Below are 15,305 nucleotides of genomic sequence, written 5' to 3' on the forward strand. Positions count from 1 at the left end.
GCGCGATGAACTAGGGGCAGGCGCATCCGTACATGCATTTTATCGAACTGAGTCAGAACGCCCAGGCCTATGTGACCATGGCCACGGTGGTGGGGATGTTCCTGCTCTTCGTTCGCGAAAGCTATCCGACCGAGGTGGTCGCGATCGGGGGGGTGGCGTTTCTGCTGATCATGGGGATCCTGCCCTATGACGATGCCCTGTCCGTGCTGTCGAACCCGGCGCCCTGGACGATCACCGCGATGTTCGTGGTCATGGGGGCGCTGGTGCGCACCGGGGCGCTGGACGCCTTTGCCACCTATGCGCAGGCGCAGGTCGTGCGCCAGCCGCGCCGGGCCATCGCGGCCATCATGGGCGTGGTGATCCTGGCCTCGGCCTTCATGAACAACACGCCGGTGGTGGTGCTGATGCTGCCGATCTTCGTGCAGATCGCGAAATCGCTCGGCGTCCAGCCATCCAAGTTGTTGATTCCGCTGAGTTACGCGGCGATCCTCGGGGGAATGACGACGCTGATCGGCACCTCGACGAACCTGCTCGTCGACGGGGTGGCGCGGGCGCAGGGGCTGCGGCCCTTCACGATCTTCGAAGTGACACCCCTCGCCGTCATCCTGGTGGCCTGGGGCATGCTCTACCTGTTCCTGACCGGGCGCTACCTGCTGCCCGAGCGGCACTCCATGGCGGGCATGCTGTCGGACCGGTCGCGGATGAAGTTCTTCACCGAGGCGGTGATCCCGCCGGATTCCGACCTGATCGGGCGCGAGGTGCTGGGGGTTCAGCTGTTCAAGCGCGAAGGCGTGCGGCTGATCGACGTGATCCGCGGCGATGAATCGCTGCGGCGCAACCTCGACGGGGTGACGATGCAGGTCGGGGACCGCGTCGTGCTGCGCACCCAGATGACCGAACTGCTGTCGCTGCAGCGCAACAAGTCGCTGAAACGGGTGGACCAGATCTCCGCGCGCGAGACCACGACCGTCGAGGTGCTGATCACCCCCGGATGCAAGATGGTCGGGCGCAGCCTCGGCGCTCTGCGGTTGCGGCGCCGCTTCGGGGTCTATCCGCTGGCGGTGCACCGGCGGAACCAGAACATCGGGCGCAAGCTCGACGAACTGGTGGTGCGCGTGGGCGACACCCTGCTGCTGGAAGGCGCGCCGGAGGACATCAAGCGTCTGGCCGACGAAATGGCGCTGGTCGACGTGTCGCGACCCTCGGCGCGGGCGTTCCGGCGCGGGCATGCGCCCATCGCCATCGGGGCGATGGCCGGGATCGTGGTTCTGGCGGCCTTCGGCGTGGCGCCGATCCTCGCGCTGTCGGTGATTTCGGTGGCGGTGGTGCTTCTTGCCCGCTGCATCGATGCGGACGAGGCGTTTTCCTTTGTCGAGGGGCAGCTTCTGGCGCTGATCTTTGCCATGCTGGCCATCGGCGCGGCGCTGGATGCGTCGGGCGCCGTGGCGATGGTGGTCAAGGCGGTCGCCCCCCTGATGGAATCCCTGCCGGCGCCGTTGCTGATCTGGTCGATCTTCCTGCTGACCTCGGTGATGACCGAGATGGTCAGCAACAACGCGGTGGCCGTCGTGGTCACGCCCATCGCCATCGGGCTCGCGAACGAGCTCGGCATAGATCCGCGCCCGCTGGTGGTGGCGGTGATGGTGGCGGCGTCCTGCTCCTTCGCGACGCCGATCGGCTACCAGACCAACACGCTGGTCTACGGGCCGGGCGGCTACAGGTTCTCGGATTTCCTGAAGGTGGGCGCGCCGCTCAACTTCACCATGGGGATCCTCGCCTCGGCGCTGATCCCGCTGTTCTGGCCGCTCTGACGCGCCCCGGTCAGCCGTAGCGCCGCACGAAATTCCGCAGGATGCGCGCGGGCTCCGTCACCGGGGCGGCGCGGCACATGTCGATCAGCGCGTCGGCCTCTTCGGGCGGGAAATAGCCCTTGTGCCGGTAGATGCGGATGCGCGTCTCGAAACCGGCGGCATCGGCCTCGGGGTGGAATTGCGTGGCATAGACGTTTTCGCCGTGGCGGATCATCTGGAAGGGGCAGGGGGCCGAGGCCAGCAGGTGGACGGCACCGTCCGGCAGGTGCTGCACCGCTTCCTTGTGGCCGACGAAGGCCGAGAAGGTCTCGGGCAGCCCGTCGAGCAGCGGATCGCGCGTGCCCGCGTCCGTCCGGGTACAGGCGACGTGGCCCACGGGTTCGCCGTAGCGCGTCTTGCCGACCTCTGCGCCGAGGTGATGCGCGAGGATGCCGATGCCGTAGCAGCAGCCGAGGAAGGGCACGTCATGGGCGGTGATCGCGGGCATCAGCGACAGGCAGGCGGCCTCGATGCGCGCCTCGGCGGGGGTTTTCGCCTCGGGCGCATCCGAGACGCAGCCGGGACCGCCGCCGACGATCACGCCGGCATAGTCCCGCGGGTCCAGTCCTTCGGGCAGCGCCTCGCGATCCAGCCGGATGCGGTGAACCTGTTGCGGTGCCAGTCCGCCCTTGTCGAGAAAGGCGGCGAATTCGTCGTCGCTCGCCTCGGCCTCGGGGCGCAGCTGGAGGATGAGGAAACGGCTCATGTCCGGCGGTCTTGACCCGGCGCGGCGGATCGGATGGTTTGGCCGGGCACCGTACGGGCCGGTCGGAAAGGGGTAGCGAGGGTCATGGTTCTTCTGGTTCCTCTGGAATCCTGTTTTGCCGATCTCGACACCGCGCGCCTGATGCCGGGCGAAAGGAAGCGGCTGGCGCAGGCCGCACATGCGTTGCACATCCGGGTTCGCATGATCAACCATCTGTTGGGGCCGAACTGCCCGGTGCCGGACCTGCGCCGCGCCCGGATCGCCGATGCGAAGGCAGCACCGGATGCGGGCGGGATGGTCGACATCGCGGCCCTTCTCAGCCGGTTTTCCGGGGTCGTGCCCGCCCCGCCGGGCAGCGAGGCAAGCCGCCGCGACCCGCACAGCTATGCCGCCGTCCTGACCTTTCCGCGTCTGCCGCTGGCGGCCGGGGTGCTGTATGCCGAACGTCCCGACGCGCGCCTCGGCGTGTTCTGGCGCGGCCCGCGCGAGGCGGCGGCGGGGGCCATGGAATCGCTGCGCGGCACCGCCGGGCGCTACGATGCGGTCTGGGAGGAGCTGGTGCTCTATCCAAGGAAGAAGGCGCGAAATTGACTTTGAGGTCAATGCGCCCTATATTGACGTCAAGATCAATGACCCCGAGGAGGCCAGGATGACCGCGTCCGAGTTCACCGCCGGTATCGAAGACCACGCCACCGACCCCGCCGAGCGGCATCCGCCCTCGGTCCAGGGCGGCGCGCGTCCCGCCGTCCGCCACCGTCCGCAGCCGGCCCCGGTGCCGCGCGATCCCGCCACCCGGGCGCACGAGGCCGAGGACCGGTTCCTGCGCCGCCTGGACGAGGATCTCGACCCGCGGGAGGCCGGGGAGGCCACCGCCGAGGCGGGCAAGGAGATCGCGCGCCTTCTGGGCATGCAGCTTGTCCGCGCCATCGTGACGCGCAGCGGGATGACCCTCGCGGAGCTGTCCGAACGCAGCGGTATCGCGGCCGAGACGATCTCGCGCCTGTCCGTGGGCAAGCGGGCGACCGGCCCGGCGCTCTGGACCCTGCTGGCGCTGGCCGAGGCGGCGAACGTGCCGCTTACCGTCGCGATCGAATCCGCCGGAGCCTGACGGGTTTGGATCTCTGCGCGTTGCTGCCGCTGCTCAAGGGGCTGGCCCTCGTGCCGCTGATCGCCACCGGGATCTGGAGCGCGGCCTTCCCGGTGCGCGCGCATTACCACGAGGCCCGCGCCATGGCGCTGATCCGGAGGGGCCGCCCCTCCGACGCCGATGCCCGCGCCTGCGCCGCCCACGACTTCGCGCTGGCCCGACACCGCGAACAGGCCGCCGCCCATGGCGGGGCGTTTCAGTTTCCGCCGCTCTGGGTGGCGCTGCTGGTGATCCTCGGCCTTGTCCTGCGGCTCCTGATGGGCCTTGCGGACTTCGGTTGCACATCGGCTGGAACTTGAATTTGTCCCGCGCCCTGAGTAAGAGCGGCGCTAATTCCGGGCAATAAAGGACTCCACCATGGCCGGCCATTCCAAATGGGCAAACATCCAGCACCGCAAGGGCCGCCAGGACGCGGTCCGCGCCAAGCTGTTCTCGAAATTCTCCAAGGAGATCACCATCGCCGCCAAGATGGGCGATCCCGACCCCGAGAAGAACCCGCGCCTGCGGCTCGCCGTCAAGGAAGCCAAGAGCCAGTCCATGCCCAAGGACAACATCGAGCGCGCCATCAAGAAGGCCATCGGTGGCGACGGCGAGGATTACGAGGAAATCCGCTACGAGGGCTACGGCCCCAACGGCGTCGCCGTGATCGTCGAGGCGATGACCGACAACCGCAACCGCACCGCGTCGAACGTGCGTTCGACCTTCACCAAGAACGGCGGCAATCTCGGCGAAACCGGCTCGGTCGGGTTCATGTTCGAGCGCAAGGGCGAAATCGTCTACCCGGCCTCCGTCGGCGATGCGGATACCGTGATGATGGCGGCGATCGAAGCCGGTGCCGAGGACGTGGAAAGCGGTGAGGACGGCCATGTCATCTACTGCGCCGACACCGACCTGAACGAGGTCGCCACCGCGCTCGAATCCGAGCTGGGCGAGAGCGATTCGACCAAGCTGGTGTGGAAACCCTCCACCACGACCGAGCTCGATCTCGAAGGGATGCAGTCCCTCATGAAACTGGTCGAGGCGCTGGAAGACGACGACGACGTGCAGCGCGTCACCACCAATTTCGAAGCCTCGGACGAGGTCATGGAACAGCTCTGACGCGGTTCCGCGGGCAGAAACGGGGGGCGGCATGGTGCGCCGTCCGCCGTCGCTGCCCGGATGCCGTAGAGAGAATGTAAAGACTTCCCGGGCTAGAGGTGACGCGGATGCGCAGTTCACCGGGAGTACGGCATGAAATTCTTTGGCAAGGCAAAGCGGCCGCCCTCGGCGTCGGAGGGGGTGGAGGCCGCCATTCTTCAGATCGTGCAGCGCACGCAGGCCGTCATCCATTTCGCGCCCGACGGCACGATCATCGAAGCCAATGACAACTTTCTGAAGGTGCTCGGCTATTCCCTCGAAGAGGTCGTGGGAAAGCATCACCGGATCTTCGTCCAGAAGCGGTTCCGCGAAACCCCCGCATACGAGACATTCTGGGAGGAGCTGCGGGGCGGGAAATTCTTCACGGAAGAGTTTCCGCGCGTCACCAAGGACGACCGGGTGATCTGGATCAGCGCCACCTATGCCCCCGTCTTCGACGAGGATGGCAAGGTCACGCGGGTGACCAAGATCGCCACCGAAATCACCGATCAGCGCGAGGCGATCAAGGACATCGCGCTCGGGCTCGACGCGATGCGGGAGGGGGACCTGTCGTACCGCGTCACCAAATGCGGCAACGGCCGGCTTGCCGAACTGGGCGACGCCTTCAACACGGCGGTGCAGAACATGGCCAAGCTCATACGCCAGGTGCAATCCGTCTCCGGCGTCATCGACGACATCGCCACGCGGATCGGCACCAATTCCGACGAGCTCTCCCGGCGGACGGAAACCCAGGCCGCCACCCTCGAGGAAACCGCCGCCGCCGTGGAAGAGATCAACAGCAACGCGAAATCCGCCGCCGATTATGCCGCCGAAGTCGGGCGGGAGGCTGACGACACCAAGTCCGCCGCCGAAGGCAGCCGCCAGGTCGTTGAGGATGTGACCCTCGCGATGAAACGGATCGAGACTTCGTCGGATTCCATCGCCCAGATCATCTCGGTCATCGACGATATCGCCTTCCAGACCAACCTCCTCGCGCTCAATGCCGGGGTCGAGGCGGCCCGCGCGGGCGAGGCGGGGCGCGGTTTTGCCGTCGTCGCCTCCGAGGTGCGCTCCCTTGCGCAGCGCTCGGCGGATTCGGCACAGGAAATCAAGGCGCTCATCGCGCAGAGCAGCAGCCACGTGAAGTCGGGCGTCGATCTTGTCGCGCGAGCCAGCTCCGACCTGGGGAGCATCTTTCAGGGTGTGGACCGCATTTCCGAACGCATCCGCGAAGTGGTGCACGGGCTCGGCGAGCAGACGATGACCCTGGGCGAAATCAACACCGCCATCTCCCAGCTCGACGCGGTGACGCAGCAGAATGCCGCGATGGTCAACGAAACCGCCGACGCAACCCGGACGCTGTCGCGCAACAGCATGACCCTCACAGAGGGGGTGCGCGTGTTCCGTGTTTCCGACACGGTGACGTCGATGACGTCGGATTGGGACGACGATGCCGCCGCAGAGGCCGCCGCCTGATCGCGGAACATGCCGCAGGCCGCGCAACGGGCGGCGAAACCGACGGGCGCATCGGTGGGCGCCGTTTCGAAAGAGGCGCTGTGCGCCGCCGGAGCTGCCCGGCGTTGGGGAGGCTCGCACGCGCCCGGCGAACCGCAACCCGATCACCGAACTGCCGGCCGTCGGGAAGACCGCGACCCGTCCGGGAAGACTGCGACCCGTCCGGAAGACCGCAAGTCTGATGAAGCGCAGGGCATGGGTGGTCCTGCAAAGCATGTCGCCCGCGGCTGCCGGCGCCTTGACGCTCCTGCTGTTGAGGCTCCGGCCAAAGCCTTGTCCTTTCCCGCCCCTCGGTCCAGTCTCCGGCGGTAACTCGACGGAGGGGTCATGACCGAAATCCGGTATCTGGAGACCGCGCGTGCGCGCCTGGCCTATGCTCATACGCAGGGGGAGGGGCCGCTGGTGGTGTTCCTCTCCGGCTATAAGTCCGACATGGACGGCACAAAGGCCGTGCACCTCGAAGCCCGGGCCAAGGCGCGGGGACGCGCCTTTCTGCGGCTGGACTATTCCGGTCACGGACGATCCGGAGGCGTCTTCGAAGAGGGCTGCATCGGGGATTGGGCGGCGGATGCGGAGGCGGTGATTCGTGCCGTGACCGACGGCCCCGTCCTGCTGGTCGGCTCGTCGATGGGCGGATGGATCGCCTGCCTCCTGACCCGCAGGCTGCCCGAGGTCACGGGCTTCGTCGGCATCGCCGCCGCTCCGGATTTCACCGAAGACGGTTTCTGGGCCGGTTTCGACGAGGCTCAGCGGAGGCAGGTGACGGAGGCGGGGGTGGTCTACCTCCCCTCCGCCTATGGCGAGGATTACGCGGTCACCCGGCGCCTGATCGAGGACGGGCGCGAGCACCTGGTCCTGCGCGCGCCCCTGCCCATGCCCTGGCCGGTGCGTCTGATGCAGGGCACCGCGGACGAGGCGGTCACGCGCGAAACGGCGCTGCGTCTGCTCGACCATATCGACAGCCCCGACATCCGGCTGACGCTGGTGAAGGGAGTCGATCACCGCTTTTCCGGGCCGGCCGACCTCGCCCTGATCGAGGCCGCGATCGTGGACCTCGGCGGCTGACATCCGCGCGCGGGGCCGCCGCCGCCTTGCATCGTCGGCCCTCCCGGGTATGGTGCGGCGAAAGGAGGAACAAAGATGGAACAAAGAATCAGCCTCGTGACCCTCGGCGTGCGTGACATGGCGCGCTCCGTGACCTTCTACGAAGCGCTCGGCTGGCAGCAGACCGAAAGCCCCGAGGGCGTCACCGCCTTCGATCTTCTTGGCCAGACGCTGGGTCTGTTCGGGCTCGAGGACCTGGCCAAGGATATCGGCGTGCCGCTCGACAGCCTCGGCCACGGTGCGATGACCCTGGCGCACAACCTGCGCAGCACCGCTGAGGTCGACGCGCTCATGGCCCGTGCCGAGGCGGCCGGCGCGCGCATCCTGAAGCCCGCGCAGGACGTGTTCTGGGGTGGCTATCACGGCTATTTCGCCGATCCGGACGGGCACATCTGGGAAATCGCCCACAATCCCATGGCGCCGCTGCGCGCGGGTGACGGCGCCTTCCGCTGGCTCGGCTACGGCGGCGAGTGAGGCGTCCGGCTTCGATGTGGAGCCTGGAAACGCTGGGGCGGCAGCGCCTGTCCCGGCATTTCTGGATGCGCGAATTCCTGCATTCCGAGATCGCCAGCTTTCACGGCCTGCAGAATCTGCCCGACGATCCGGAGCGCGCGCTGGCCCACGGGCGAGCGCTTTGCGAAACACTTCTCGACCCGCTGGAAGAGACCTTCGGGCGGATCTTCCTGCGGTCGGGCTACCGCTCGGCGGCGCTGAACCGCTTCGGAAATGCCCGCAAGCTGAACTGCGCGCGCAACGATCATCCCCGGGAATGCCACGTCTGGGACCGGACGGATATCGAGATTGCCGGGGCCTCGGTGGTCATCCCCTGGTTCGCGGAGCGCTACGAGGCCGGGCGCGATTGGCGGGATCTGGCCTGGTGGATCTTCGACCATCTGCCGGTATCCGAACTGCAGGTCTTTCCCAAGCTCTGCGCCTTCAACATCGCCTGGCGGCCGGTGCCCTTGCGTCGGATCGAAAGCTTCGTCGCGCCGCGCGGTTGTCTGATCGCGGCCGGTGCGGAACCCGAAGAAGACCTCGCAACCCGCCGGAAACGCTATGAAGATTTCCCTCCGTTCCGGGGAATCCGACGACCCTGACGACCCGGGAAACCATTTCTTCACCAGATTCGCGCCAAGCTGGCGGCGGGATGCTGCTGGAGACACACATGCGGGGATTCGACCCGGGCTTCCGGGATTACCCGGACTATCTGCACCAGGTGACGGAGGCGCTTTGGAACCGGCGGGCGTTCGGCGCGCCGCTGGCCGCCTTTGCCCATCCGCAGCTGATCCTGCGGGGGAGCGATGCCATCGGCTACGGGCCGGAGGCGCTGCGCGGCACGGTGACGGAGCTTGCCTCGGCCTTGCCGGGCCTTCAGGCGGTGACGGAGGATGTGCAATGGTCGGGCGCCCCGCAGGTCGGGATGCTGGGTGCGCAGCGGCTGGTCATCAGCGGGCGTCACGATGCGGCGGGACTGTTCGGCGCGCCTACGGGCAAGCGTCTGCGGTTCCGGGTGATGGCGGACCTCTACGGCAAGGATAACCGGCTCAGCGACGGCTGGATGGTGCGCGACACCGGTGCGGTTCTGCGCCAGCTCGGCATCGGCGTCGCGGACTGGGCGCGCCAGCGCATGGCCGGGCGCGACCCCGATCTCATGCCCTTGCGGCCGGAGATCGATTCCATCGGCCCCTATACCGGCCAGGGCGACAGCAACCAGTGGGGGGTGGCCTTTGCCGGGCTGCTGAGCCGGATCATGACCGCGGATTTCGCCTCGATCCCGGCGCAATACGACGGCGCGGCGCGGATGGTCTATCCGGGTGGCGTCATCGGTCGGGGCGCTTCGGCGGCGGAGCGGTTCTGGCTCGGGCTGCGCGGGGCCTTCCCCTCGGCGGAGTTCCGGATCCATCATCGCATCGGCATGGAAACCCGGCAGCTTCCGCCCCGTGCCGCGCTGCGCTGGTCGCTTTCGGGGCGGCATGACGGCTGGGGCCCGTTCGGCAGGCCCACCGGCGCGCAGGTGCATGTCATGGGGATGAGCCATGCCGAATTCGGCCCCGGCGGGTTGCGCCGGGAATGGACGCTGTTCGACGAGGCGGCGGTGTGGATGCAGATTCATTGTGCCACCGGTAACCTGATCGAGCGGCGGCAGGGCCAGCAGCTTGCGGCGGTATGAGGGTCTCCGCCGTGCCTTGCGGGGACGGGGTCCGCGCGCCTAGTCTGTCGGCATGTCTCTTCTGTCGGAACGTACGCGCGAGATCTATGACCGCAATGCCGGGGCCTACGACGGCCTGCGCAACCGCGCTCTGACCGAACGGGCCTGGCTGCTGCGCGCGCTGGCGGACGTGCCCGACGGCGGCGCGGTGCTCGACCTCGGCTGCGGGACCGGCGCGCCGATCGGGGAATGGCTGCTCGGGCAGGGGGTCGCGCTTACCGCGGTCGACTTTGCCCCCGCGATGGTGGAGATCGCGCGCCGCCGCCTTCCCGCCGCCGAGGTTCTCGTGGCGGACATGCGCGCGCTGGCGCTCGCGCAGCGCTTCGATGCGGTCATCGGTTGGGGCAGCTTCTTTCACCTCACCCCGGACGAGCAGCGCGCCACCCTGCCGAGGCTCGTGCGTCACCTGAACCCCGGCGGCCGCCTGCTGCTTACCGTCGGACCGGGAGCGGGCGAGGTGACCGGCACCGTCGCCGGTGACACGGTCTATCATGCCTCGCTCTCGCCCGAGGAATACGCGGCGATTCTCGCGCGCGAGGGCGCGCCGGTCGAGGAATTCCGCCCGGAGGATCCGGATTGCACGGGGCATTCCCTTGTGGTTGCACGCCGAAACCACTGATACATATGGCTTGGACGCACATTTTGTAGTGGAGCGTTGACCGATCCACACAAAATGCGCGACCTTGTCGCAGGGACTGCTATCCTGGGGGACAGACAAGATGATGACACGCGTTTGCGCGCTGGCGGCGGGTATCCTGGCCGCAAGCGCCATTTCCGTCGCGGCCGAGGAGACCTGCGGCGGTATCTACCGGGTTCGGGCGGGGGATTCCCTGTCGCTGATCGCGGACCGGCTCTACAAGGATGTCGGCATGTGGACCGCCATCTATCGCAACAACATCGACGAGATCAGCAGCCCGGATGCGATCCGCGTGGGTCAGGTCTACCGGATGCCCTGCATCTCGGGCCTGCCGCTGGGGCTGGAGGGCGGACAGCCGCTGAGCGACGCCGCGCTGGCCGATGCCGCGCCGCAGACCGCCGGGGCGCAGCTCGCGGACCGGCAAGCGGCCAGTGCGCGGCGCCGGGCCGGGGTCGATGTCACGCTGGTGGCGGGCGACGATTTCCGCCCCTTCACCAACCGCCTGCAGATGAGCTCGGGGCTGATCACGGACATCGTCAACCGGGCCTTCGTGGCGACCGATGACGTCGGGCTGCACAAGTTCCACTGGGTCAACGACCGCTCGGTGCATCTGGACCCGATGCTCTCCGAAGGCATGGTCGATCTTGCCTTTCCCTGGAAGAAGCCCGATTGCGCGGCCGCGCCGGACACCCCGCTCTGCAGCGATTACGTCTATTCGGACCCGATGTTCGAGATGCTGATCGTGCTGTTCACCGCGAAGGACCGGCCGATCCGGTTCGACGGCAATGCCGATCTCGCGGGGCTGCGGATCTGCTCTCCGCGCGGCTACCAGCGGGCGGCGCTGGAGGGTCCGGGGCAGGGGCTTCTGGCCGAGGCGGGCGCGATGCTGATGCAGCCGCCGACCTCGGAGGAGTGCTTTCGCCGGCTCGAGGACGGCACCGCCGATGCGGTCGCGCTCAACGAATTCACCGGGCGGGTGGTGCTGAAGGACATGGGCCTGTCCGACAGGGTCGAGATCATGCTGAAGCGGCCGCTGTCGATCGAGGGGCTGCACGTGGTTGCCCATCGGTCGAACCCCCGGGCGGAGGAGATCATCGCGGCCTTCAACGACGGGCTCGCCTCGATCCGGGAGAGCGGCGAATACCTGCGGGTGCTCGACAAGCACATGTCCAGCATCTGGGCGGGCCTGTAAGCGATGGCGGGGGGGAGACTTGCCGCCGCGCTCGGCCTGTTGGCCGCGCTGGCGCTCGGCGGGGCGCGTGCCGAGGCCTGCACCCCGACCGATCACGTGGTGAAGGCGGGGGAGACCGTCTTTACCATCGCAGCGGAAACCTACGGCGATCCGGAAAAGTGGACGCTGATCTACTACGCCAACCAGGCCTTCCTGCAGCAGCAGGTGTTCCAGGTGGCCGAGGGCGACCGCCTGCTGCTGCCCTGCGAGCCGGGCTCGCAGGAGGCGGACGCGACGCCGCTGCACCAGGACGATGCCGAGATGAAGCTGCTGACGGGGGGCGATTACGCGCCCTTTACCGATCAGAGCTGGCCGGGTCAGGGCATGGTCACGGAATTGGTGAATGCCGCGCTCGAGATGGCGCCGTCGCCCGTGCCCTATTCGATCACCTGGGAAAACGACTGGTCTCAGCACCTGTTTCCGCTGCTGGACAGCAAGACCTACGACATGGGCTTTCCCTGGCTGAAGCCGGATTGCGCGGCGACGCCGGACAACGACCGCTGCGCGAACTTCCATTTCTCCGATCCGCTGGTCGAGGTCCTGGTGCTGCTGTTCACGCAATCCGGTTCCGGCCTGGTCTATGACAGCGATGACGACATCCTCGGCAAGGTGCTGTGCCGTCCCAAGGGCTACTTCACCCACGATCTCGACCGGGCGGGCCGGGAATGGTTGTCGCGCGGGCTTGTCACGCTTGTGCAGCCCGCCACGCCGGAGGCCTGTTTCGAGGCGCTGATGCGCGGCGAGGTGGACGCGGTGACGGTGAACGTCTTCCTCGGGGCCGAGAAGATCGACGCCATGGGGCTGCGCGGCAAAGTGGTGCCGCTGGACACGCCGCTGGCAGTCGAGGGGCTGCACGTGATCATCTCGAAGAAGCACTGGCGCGGGACGACCTTTCTCTACCGCTTCAACGCCGGTCTGGCGGCGCTGCGGGAAAGCGACCGCTATGCGCAGATCGTCTCGAAGCATCTGGGGATCTTCTGGGACCGCATGAAGGTGAATTGAGCGCCCCGTCCCGCGCGGAAAGGCAAGACCCCGCGCGGGGCGGATTTCCGCCTTTCGCTCGCCGCGCGGTCTGATACGATTCGGACCGGGAGCAGAAACGAGCAGAGGCAGGCGATGTCAGGTTCCCGCACGGGGCATTCGAAGAGTCGGGAACCGGCGCGTGGCTGAGCCGCTGGTCTTCCTGCCCGAAGTGCTGTGCGACGCCCGGCTGTTCGGCCCGCAGATCGCCGAATTCTCGCGCGAGACGGCGGTGATGGTGGCACCGATCCACCTTGGCGAACGGGTCGAGGAGATCGCCTCGGGATTGCTGGATTCCCTGCCGCGGCGCTGCGCGCTCGCGGGGCTGGGACTGGGCGGGATGGTGGCGATGGAGATCCAGCGCCGCGCACCGGACCGGGTCACCCGCATGATGCTCATGGACACGTCGCCGCTGGCCGACACGCCGGCGCAGGCGGCGGAGCGGGACCCGGTCATCATCAAGGCGCGGGCCGGACGGTTCAACGAGGCGGTGGCCGGGCTGCTGCCGCCGGAATCGCTGGCGCCGGGGCCCTACCGGCGCGAGATCCAGGCGATGGTCGAGGAGATGGCGCAGGGGCTCGGCATCGAGGTGCTGGTGCGGCAGGTCCGCGCCCTGCAGCGGCGGCGCGACCAGCAGGCGATGCTGCGCAAGGTGCGCGCACCGGTCACCGTTCTTTGCGGCGAGGCCGACACGCTCTATCCCGAGAAACGCCATGCCTTCATGGCGGAGCTGATCCCCCAGGCCGAATTGCGGGTGATTGCGGGGGCCGGGCACCTGCCGGTGCTGGAAAACCCCGATGCGGTGAGCGATGCCATCCGCGAATGGCTGCGCGCGCCCTTCCTGCTGCGCTGACCCCGGCGGTAGCCCGATCCGGCGGTGCGCCTTCGGCGCGCTGCTTCGTGGTGCCCGTGTCGGCATGACACGCCGTCCCGGCGGCCGGGCTGTGTCGCGCGCGGCATCGGAATCATTGACCGCCGCCACGGGGGGGCCTATGTCGGCGCGGCGTGGTGGGCCGGGCGGCCGCTGACCTTCGGGGCAGAGGAAAGTCCGGACTCGCTGAAACGCCGGTGCCGGGTAACGCCCGGGCGGGGCAACCCGACGGAGAGCGCCACAGAGAACAGACCGCCGTCCTCCGGGGCGGCAAGGGTGAAACGGTGGGGCAAGAGCCCACCGGGGGACTGGCAACAGGACCCGCATGGCAAGCCCCACCGGGAGCAATGCCAAATAGGGACCCCGCGCGGGGCATGATCGCTTCGGCGATATCGCCGCAGGGCCGTTTCAGCCCGAGGGGTCCGGGTTGGCAGCATCGAGCCTGCGCGGCAACGCGCGGGCCCAGAGGAATGGTCGCCCATGGGCGGGGAAACCCGCCCGGGACAGAATCCGGCTTACAGGCTCACCACGCGTTTTTTCCATTGCCCCCGTTGACTCGGGGGCCGGGTTGGGTAAAAGGCGGGCTTCAAGGATTTCACGGGCGGCCACGCCCCCGTTGCAGGAGAAGACACATGGCGAAGCCGACCACCATCAAGATCCGCCTGAACTCGTCCGCGGGCACGGGCCATTTCTACGTGACCAAGAAGAACGCCCGCACCATGACCGAGAAGATGGCCGTACGAAAGTACGACCCGGTCGCGCGCAAGCACGTCGAGTACAAGGAAGGCAAGATCAAGTAAGCCTTCCCACTCAGGGACAGTGATTTGGCCGCGCGGGATCTACCCGGGCGGCCTTTTCGCGTCCGGGGACCCGCTCGAGCCGGTGGAGAGGAGCCGGCCATGTTTCACAACGATTGCCTTTTCTGCGACATCGCGCGCGGGCTGAGCCCGGCGCATGCGGTGTTCGAAAGCCGGACGCATCTCGTCATCGCGGACCAGGCGCCGATCCGGCCGGGGCATCTGCTGATCCTGCCGCGCGCGCACCATGCCTGTTTCGAGGATCTGCCCGCGCCGCTGGCGGGAGGGCTGATGCGGCTCGGGCAGCGCATGGCGCGGCTGCTGAAATCCGAATACGGCGTCGCGCGGGTGGGCTTCGTCATCACCGGCACCGACGTGGCGCATGTGCACGTCCATCTCGTGCCGTTGGTGGAGCCGGGCGACATCACCTCGCGCCGGTACATTCCGCTCGATGAGGTGCCCTTTGCGCCGCCGCCCCGCGCCCCGCAGGGAGAGATCGCCGAGGTGGCGGGACGTCTGCGCGCGCGCCTGACGGAGGATGCGCTGTGACGGCGCGCGTCGTGACCTTCCGCCCGGCAGAGATGCAGGACATCCCGGCCCTCGACGATCTTCTGACGCGCAGCTATTCGCGGCTGCTGAGGGCGGATTACCCGCCCTCGGTCATGGTCACCGTCATGCCGCTGCTGGCCCGCGCCCAGCCCGCGCTGATCCGCTCGGGCCGCTACCACGGCGCCTTTGCCGCAGGGCGGCTGGCGGGCTGCGGCGGCTGGACCTTCGCCCCGCCCGGAGGCGGCCCTGCGAGGCCCGGAGAGGCGCATCTGCGCCACGTGGCGGTGGACCCGGACATGGTGCGGCAGGGGGTGGGGGGCGGCCTTCTGCGCTTCCTGCTGGACGACATGTCGGGGCAGGGCGTGGGCCGTGTCCACGCGGCCGCGACGCGCACGGCGGTGCCGTTCTACCGTGCCGGAGGGTTTGCCGCGGGCGCCGAGGTGGTCGCCACCCTGCGCCCCGGCATCGAGATGCCGCTGGTGCCGATGGTCCTCGACCTCTGAGGCGCGGGCCAAAAGAAAAAGGCCGGTCCCTGCGGACCGGCCCTTCCCTC

Annotated in this window: 18 protein-coding genes and 1 other RNA gene; 18 read left to right on the forward strand and 1 reads right to left on the reverse strand. The window is 68.1% G+C overall.

Features of this window, described 5'->3' with window-relative positions:
• Positions 1-32: 32 nt before the first annotated feature.
• Positions 33-1,811, forward strand: a complete 1,779-nt coding sequence (locus tag ACN0RJ_RS07060; protein ID WP_417719863.1) for an SLC13 family permease — start codon at positions 33-35, stop codon at positions 1,809-1,811.
• Positions 1,812-1,821: 10 nt separating this feature from the next.
• On the opposite strand, the gene ACN0RJ_RS07065 is transcribed toward ACN0RJ_RS07060, so the two are convergent.
• The gene (locus ACN0RJ_RS07065; protein WP_417719864.1) at positions 1,822-2,556 is read right to left on the reverse strand and encodes a glutamine amidotransferase; all 735 of its coding nucleotides are present in this window, start codon (positions 2,554-2,556) and stop codon (positions 1,822-1,824) included.
• Positions 2,557-2,640: 84 nt separating this feature from the next.
• Here ACN0RJ_RS07065 and ACN0RJ_RS07070 point away from each other — a divergent pair, with 84 nt between their 5' ends.
• From ACN0RJ_RS07070 to ACN0RJ_RS07150, 17 genes are all read left to right on the forward strand, one after another.
• Complete coding sequence (locus ACN0RJ_RS07070) at positions 2,641-3,147, forward strand: hypothetical protein (RefSeq protein ID WP_417719865.1); 507 nt, start codon at positions 2,641-2,643, stop codon at positions 3,145-3,147.
• Between the two features lie 58 nt (positions 3,148-3,205).
• A complete protein-coding gene (locus ACN0RJ_RS07075; protein WP_417719866.1) occupies positions 3,206-3,664 on the forward strand; it encodes a helix-turn-helix domain-containing protein in 459 nt (152 codons plus the stop codon).
• A 20-nt stretch (positions 3,665-3,684) separates the two neighbouring features.
• Positions 3,685-4,002 (forward strand): hypothetical protein, encoded by a 318-nt coding sequence (locus tag ACN0RJ_RS07080; protein ID WP_417719867.1) that lies wholly within the window; start codon positions 3,685-3,687, stop codon positions 4,000-4,002.
• 58 nt (positions 4,003-4,060) lie between these two features.
• Positions 4,061-4,801: a YebC/PmpR family DNA-binding transcriptional regulator gene (locus tag ACN0RJ_RS07085; protein WP_417719868.1), complete on the forward strand. Its 741-nt coding sequence runs from the start codon at positions 4,061-4,063 to the stop codon at positions 4,799-4,801.
• A gap of 132 nt (positions 4,802-4,933) precedes the next feature.
• Entirely contained in the window at positions 4,934-6,295 is a 1,362-nt protein-coding gene (locus ACN0RJ_RS07090) for a methyl-accepting chemotaxis protein (RefSeq protein WP_417723817.1), read from the forward strand.
• A 366-nt stretch (positions 6,296-6,661) separates the two neighbouring features.
• Positions 6,662-7,399 carry an alpha/beta hydrolase gene (locus ACN0RJ_RS07095; protein WP_417723818.1) on the forward strand — a complete coding sequence of 246 codons (738 nt, stop codon included), beginning with the start codon at positions 6,662-6,664 and terminating at the stop codon, positions 7,397-7,399.
• 75 nt (positions 7,400-7,474) lie between these two features.
• Positions 7,475-7,912 (forward strand): VOC family protein, encoded by a 438-nt coding sequence (locus ACN0RJ_RS07100; protein ID WP_417723819.1) that lies wholly within the window; start codon positions 7,475-7,477, stop codon positions 7,910-7,912.
• Positions 7,913-7,926: 14 nt separating this feature from the next.
• A complete protein-coding gene (locus ACN0RJ_RS07105; RefSeq protein WP_417719872.1) occupies positions 7,927-8,535 on the forward strand; it encodes a hypothetical protein in 609 nt (202 codons plus the stop codon).
• A gap of 68 nt (positions 8,536-8,603) precedes the next feature.
• A complete protein-coding gene (locus tag ACN0RJ_RS07110) occupies positions 8,604-9,608 on the forward strand; it encodes an ester cyclase (RefSeq protein ID WP_417723820.1) in 1,005 nt (334 codons plus the stop codon).
• A 52-nt stretch (positions 9,609-9,660) separates the two neighbouring features.
• Positions 9,661-10,266 (forward strand): class I SAM-dependent methyltransferase, encoded by a 606-nt coding sequence (locus ACN0RJ_RS07115; RefSeq protein ID WP_417723821.1) that lies wholly within the window; start codon positions 9,661-9,663, stop codon positions 10,264-10,266.
• Between the two features lie 100 nt (positions 10,267-10,366).
• Positions 10,367-11,476, forward strand: coding sequence for a LysM peptidoglycan-binding domain-containing protein (locus tag ACN0RJ_RS07120; RefSeq protein WP_417723822.1), 1,110 nt, complete (start codon positions 10,367-10,369; stop codon positions 11,474-11,476).
• Positions 11,477-11,479: 3 nt separating this feature from the next.
• The gene (locus ACN0RJ_RS07125; RefSeq protein WP_417723823.1) at positions 11,480-12,517 is read left to right on the forward strand and encodes an ABC transporter substrate-binding protein; all 1,038 of its coding nucleotides are present in this window, start codon (positions 11,480-11,482) and stop codon (positions 12,515-12,517) included.
• Positions 12,518-12,677: 160 nt separating this feature from the next.
• Entirely contained in the window at positions 12,678-13,388 is a 711-nt protein-coding gene (locus tag ACN0RJ_RS07130) for an alpha/beta fold hydrolase (protein WP_417719877.1), read from the forward strand.
• A 152-nt stretch (positions 13,389-13,540) separates the two neighbouring features.
• Positions 13,541-13,940, forward strand: an RNA gene (rnpB, locus tag ACN0RJ_RS07135) — RNase P RNA component class A.
• A gap of 98 nt (positions 13,941-14,038) precedes the next feature.
• On the forward strand, positions 14,039-14,206 hold the full coding sequence (gene rpmG / locus ACN0RJ_RS07140; RefSeq protein WP_073326311.1) for a 50S ribosomal protein L33: 168 nt from the start codon (positions 14,039-14,041) through the stop codon (positions 14,204-14,206).
• A gap of 99 nt (positions 14,207-14,305) precedes the next feature.
• Positions 14,306-14,752 carry an HIT family protein gene (locus ACN0RJ_RS07145; RefSeq protein WP_417719878.1) on the forward strand — a complete coding sequence of 149 codons (447 nt, stop codon included), beginning with the start codon at positions 14,306-14,308 and terminating at the stop codon, positions 14,750-14,752.
• Positions 14,749-15,255, forward strand: a complete 507-nt coding sequence (locus tag ACN0RJ_RS07150) for a GNAT family N-acetyltransferase (protein ID WP_417723824.1) — start codon at positions 14,749-14,751, stop codon at positions 15,253-15,255. The genes ACN0RJ_RS07145 and ACN0RJ_RS07150 overlap by 4 nt, the downstream gene beginning before the upstream one ends.
• Positions 15,256-15,305: the final 50 nt, after the last annotated feature.

The sequence above is a fragment of the Salipiger sp. genome, assembly GCF_048261495.1.
In the GTDB taxonomy this organism is placed as follows: domain Bacteria; phylum Pseudomonadota; class Alphaproteobacteria; order Rhodobacterales; family Rhodobacteraceae; genus Salipiger.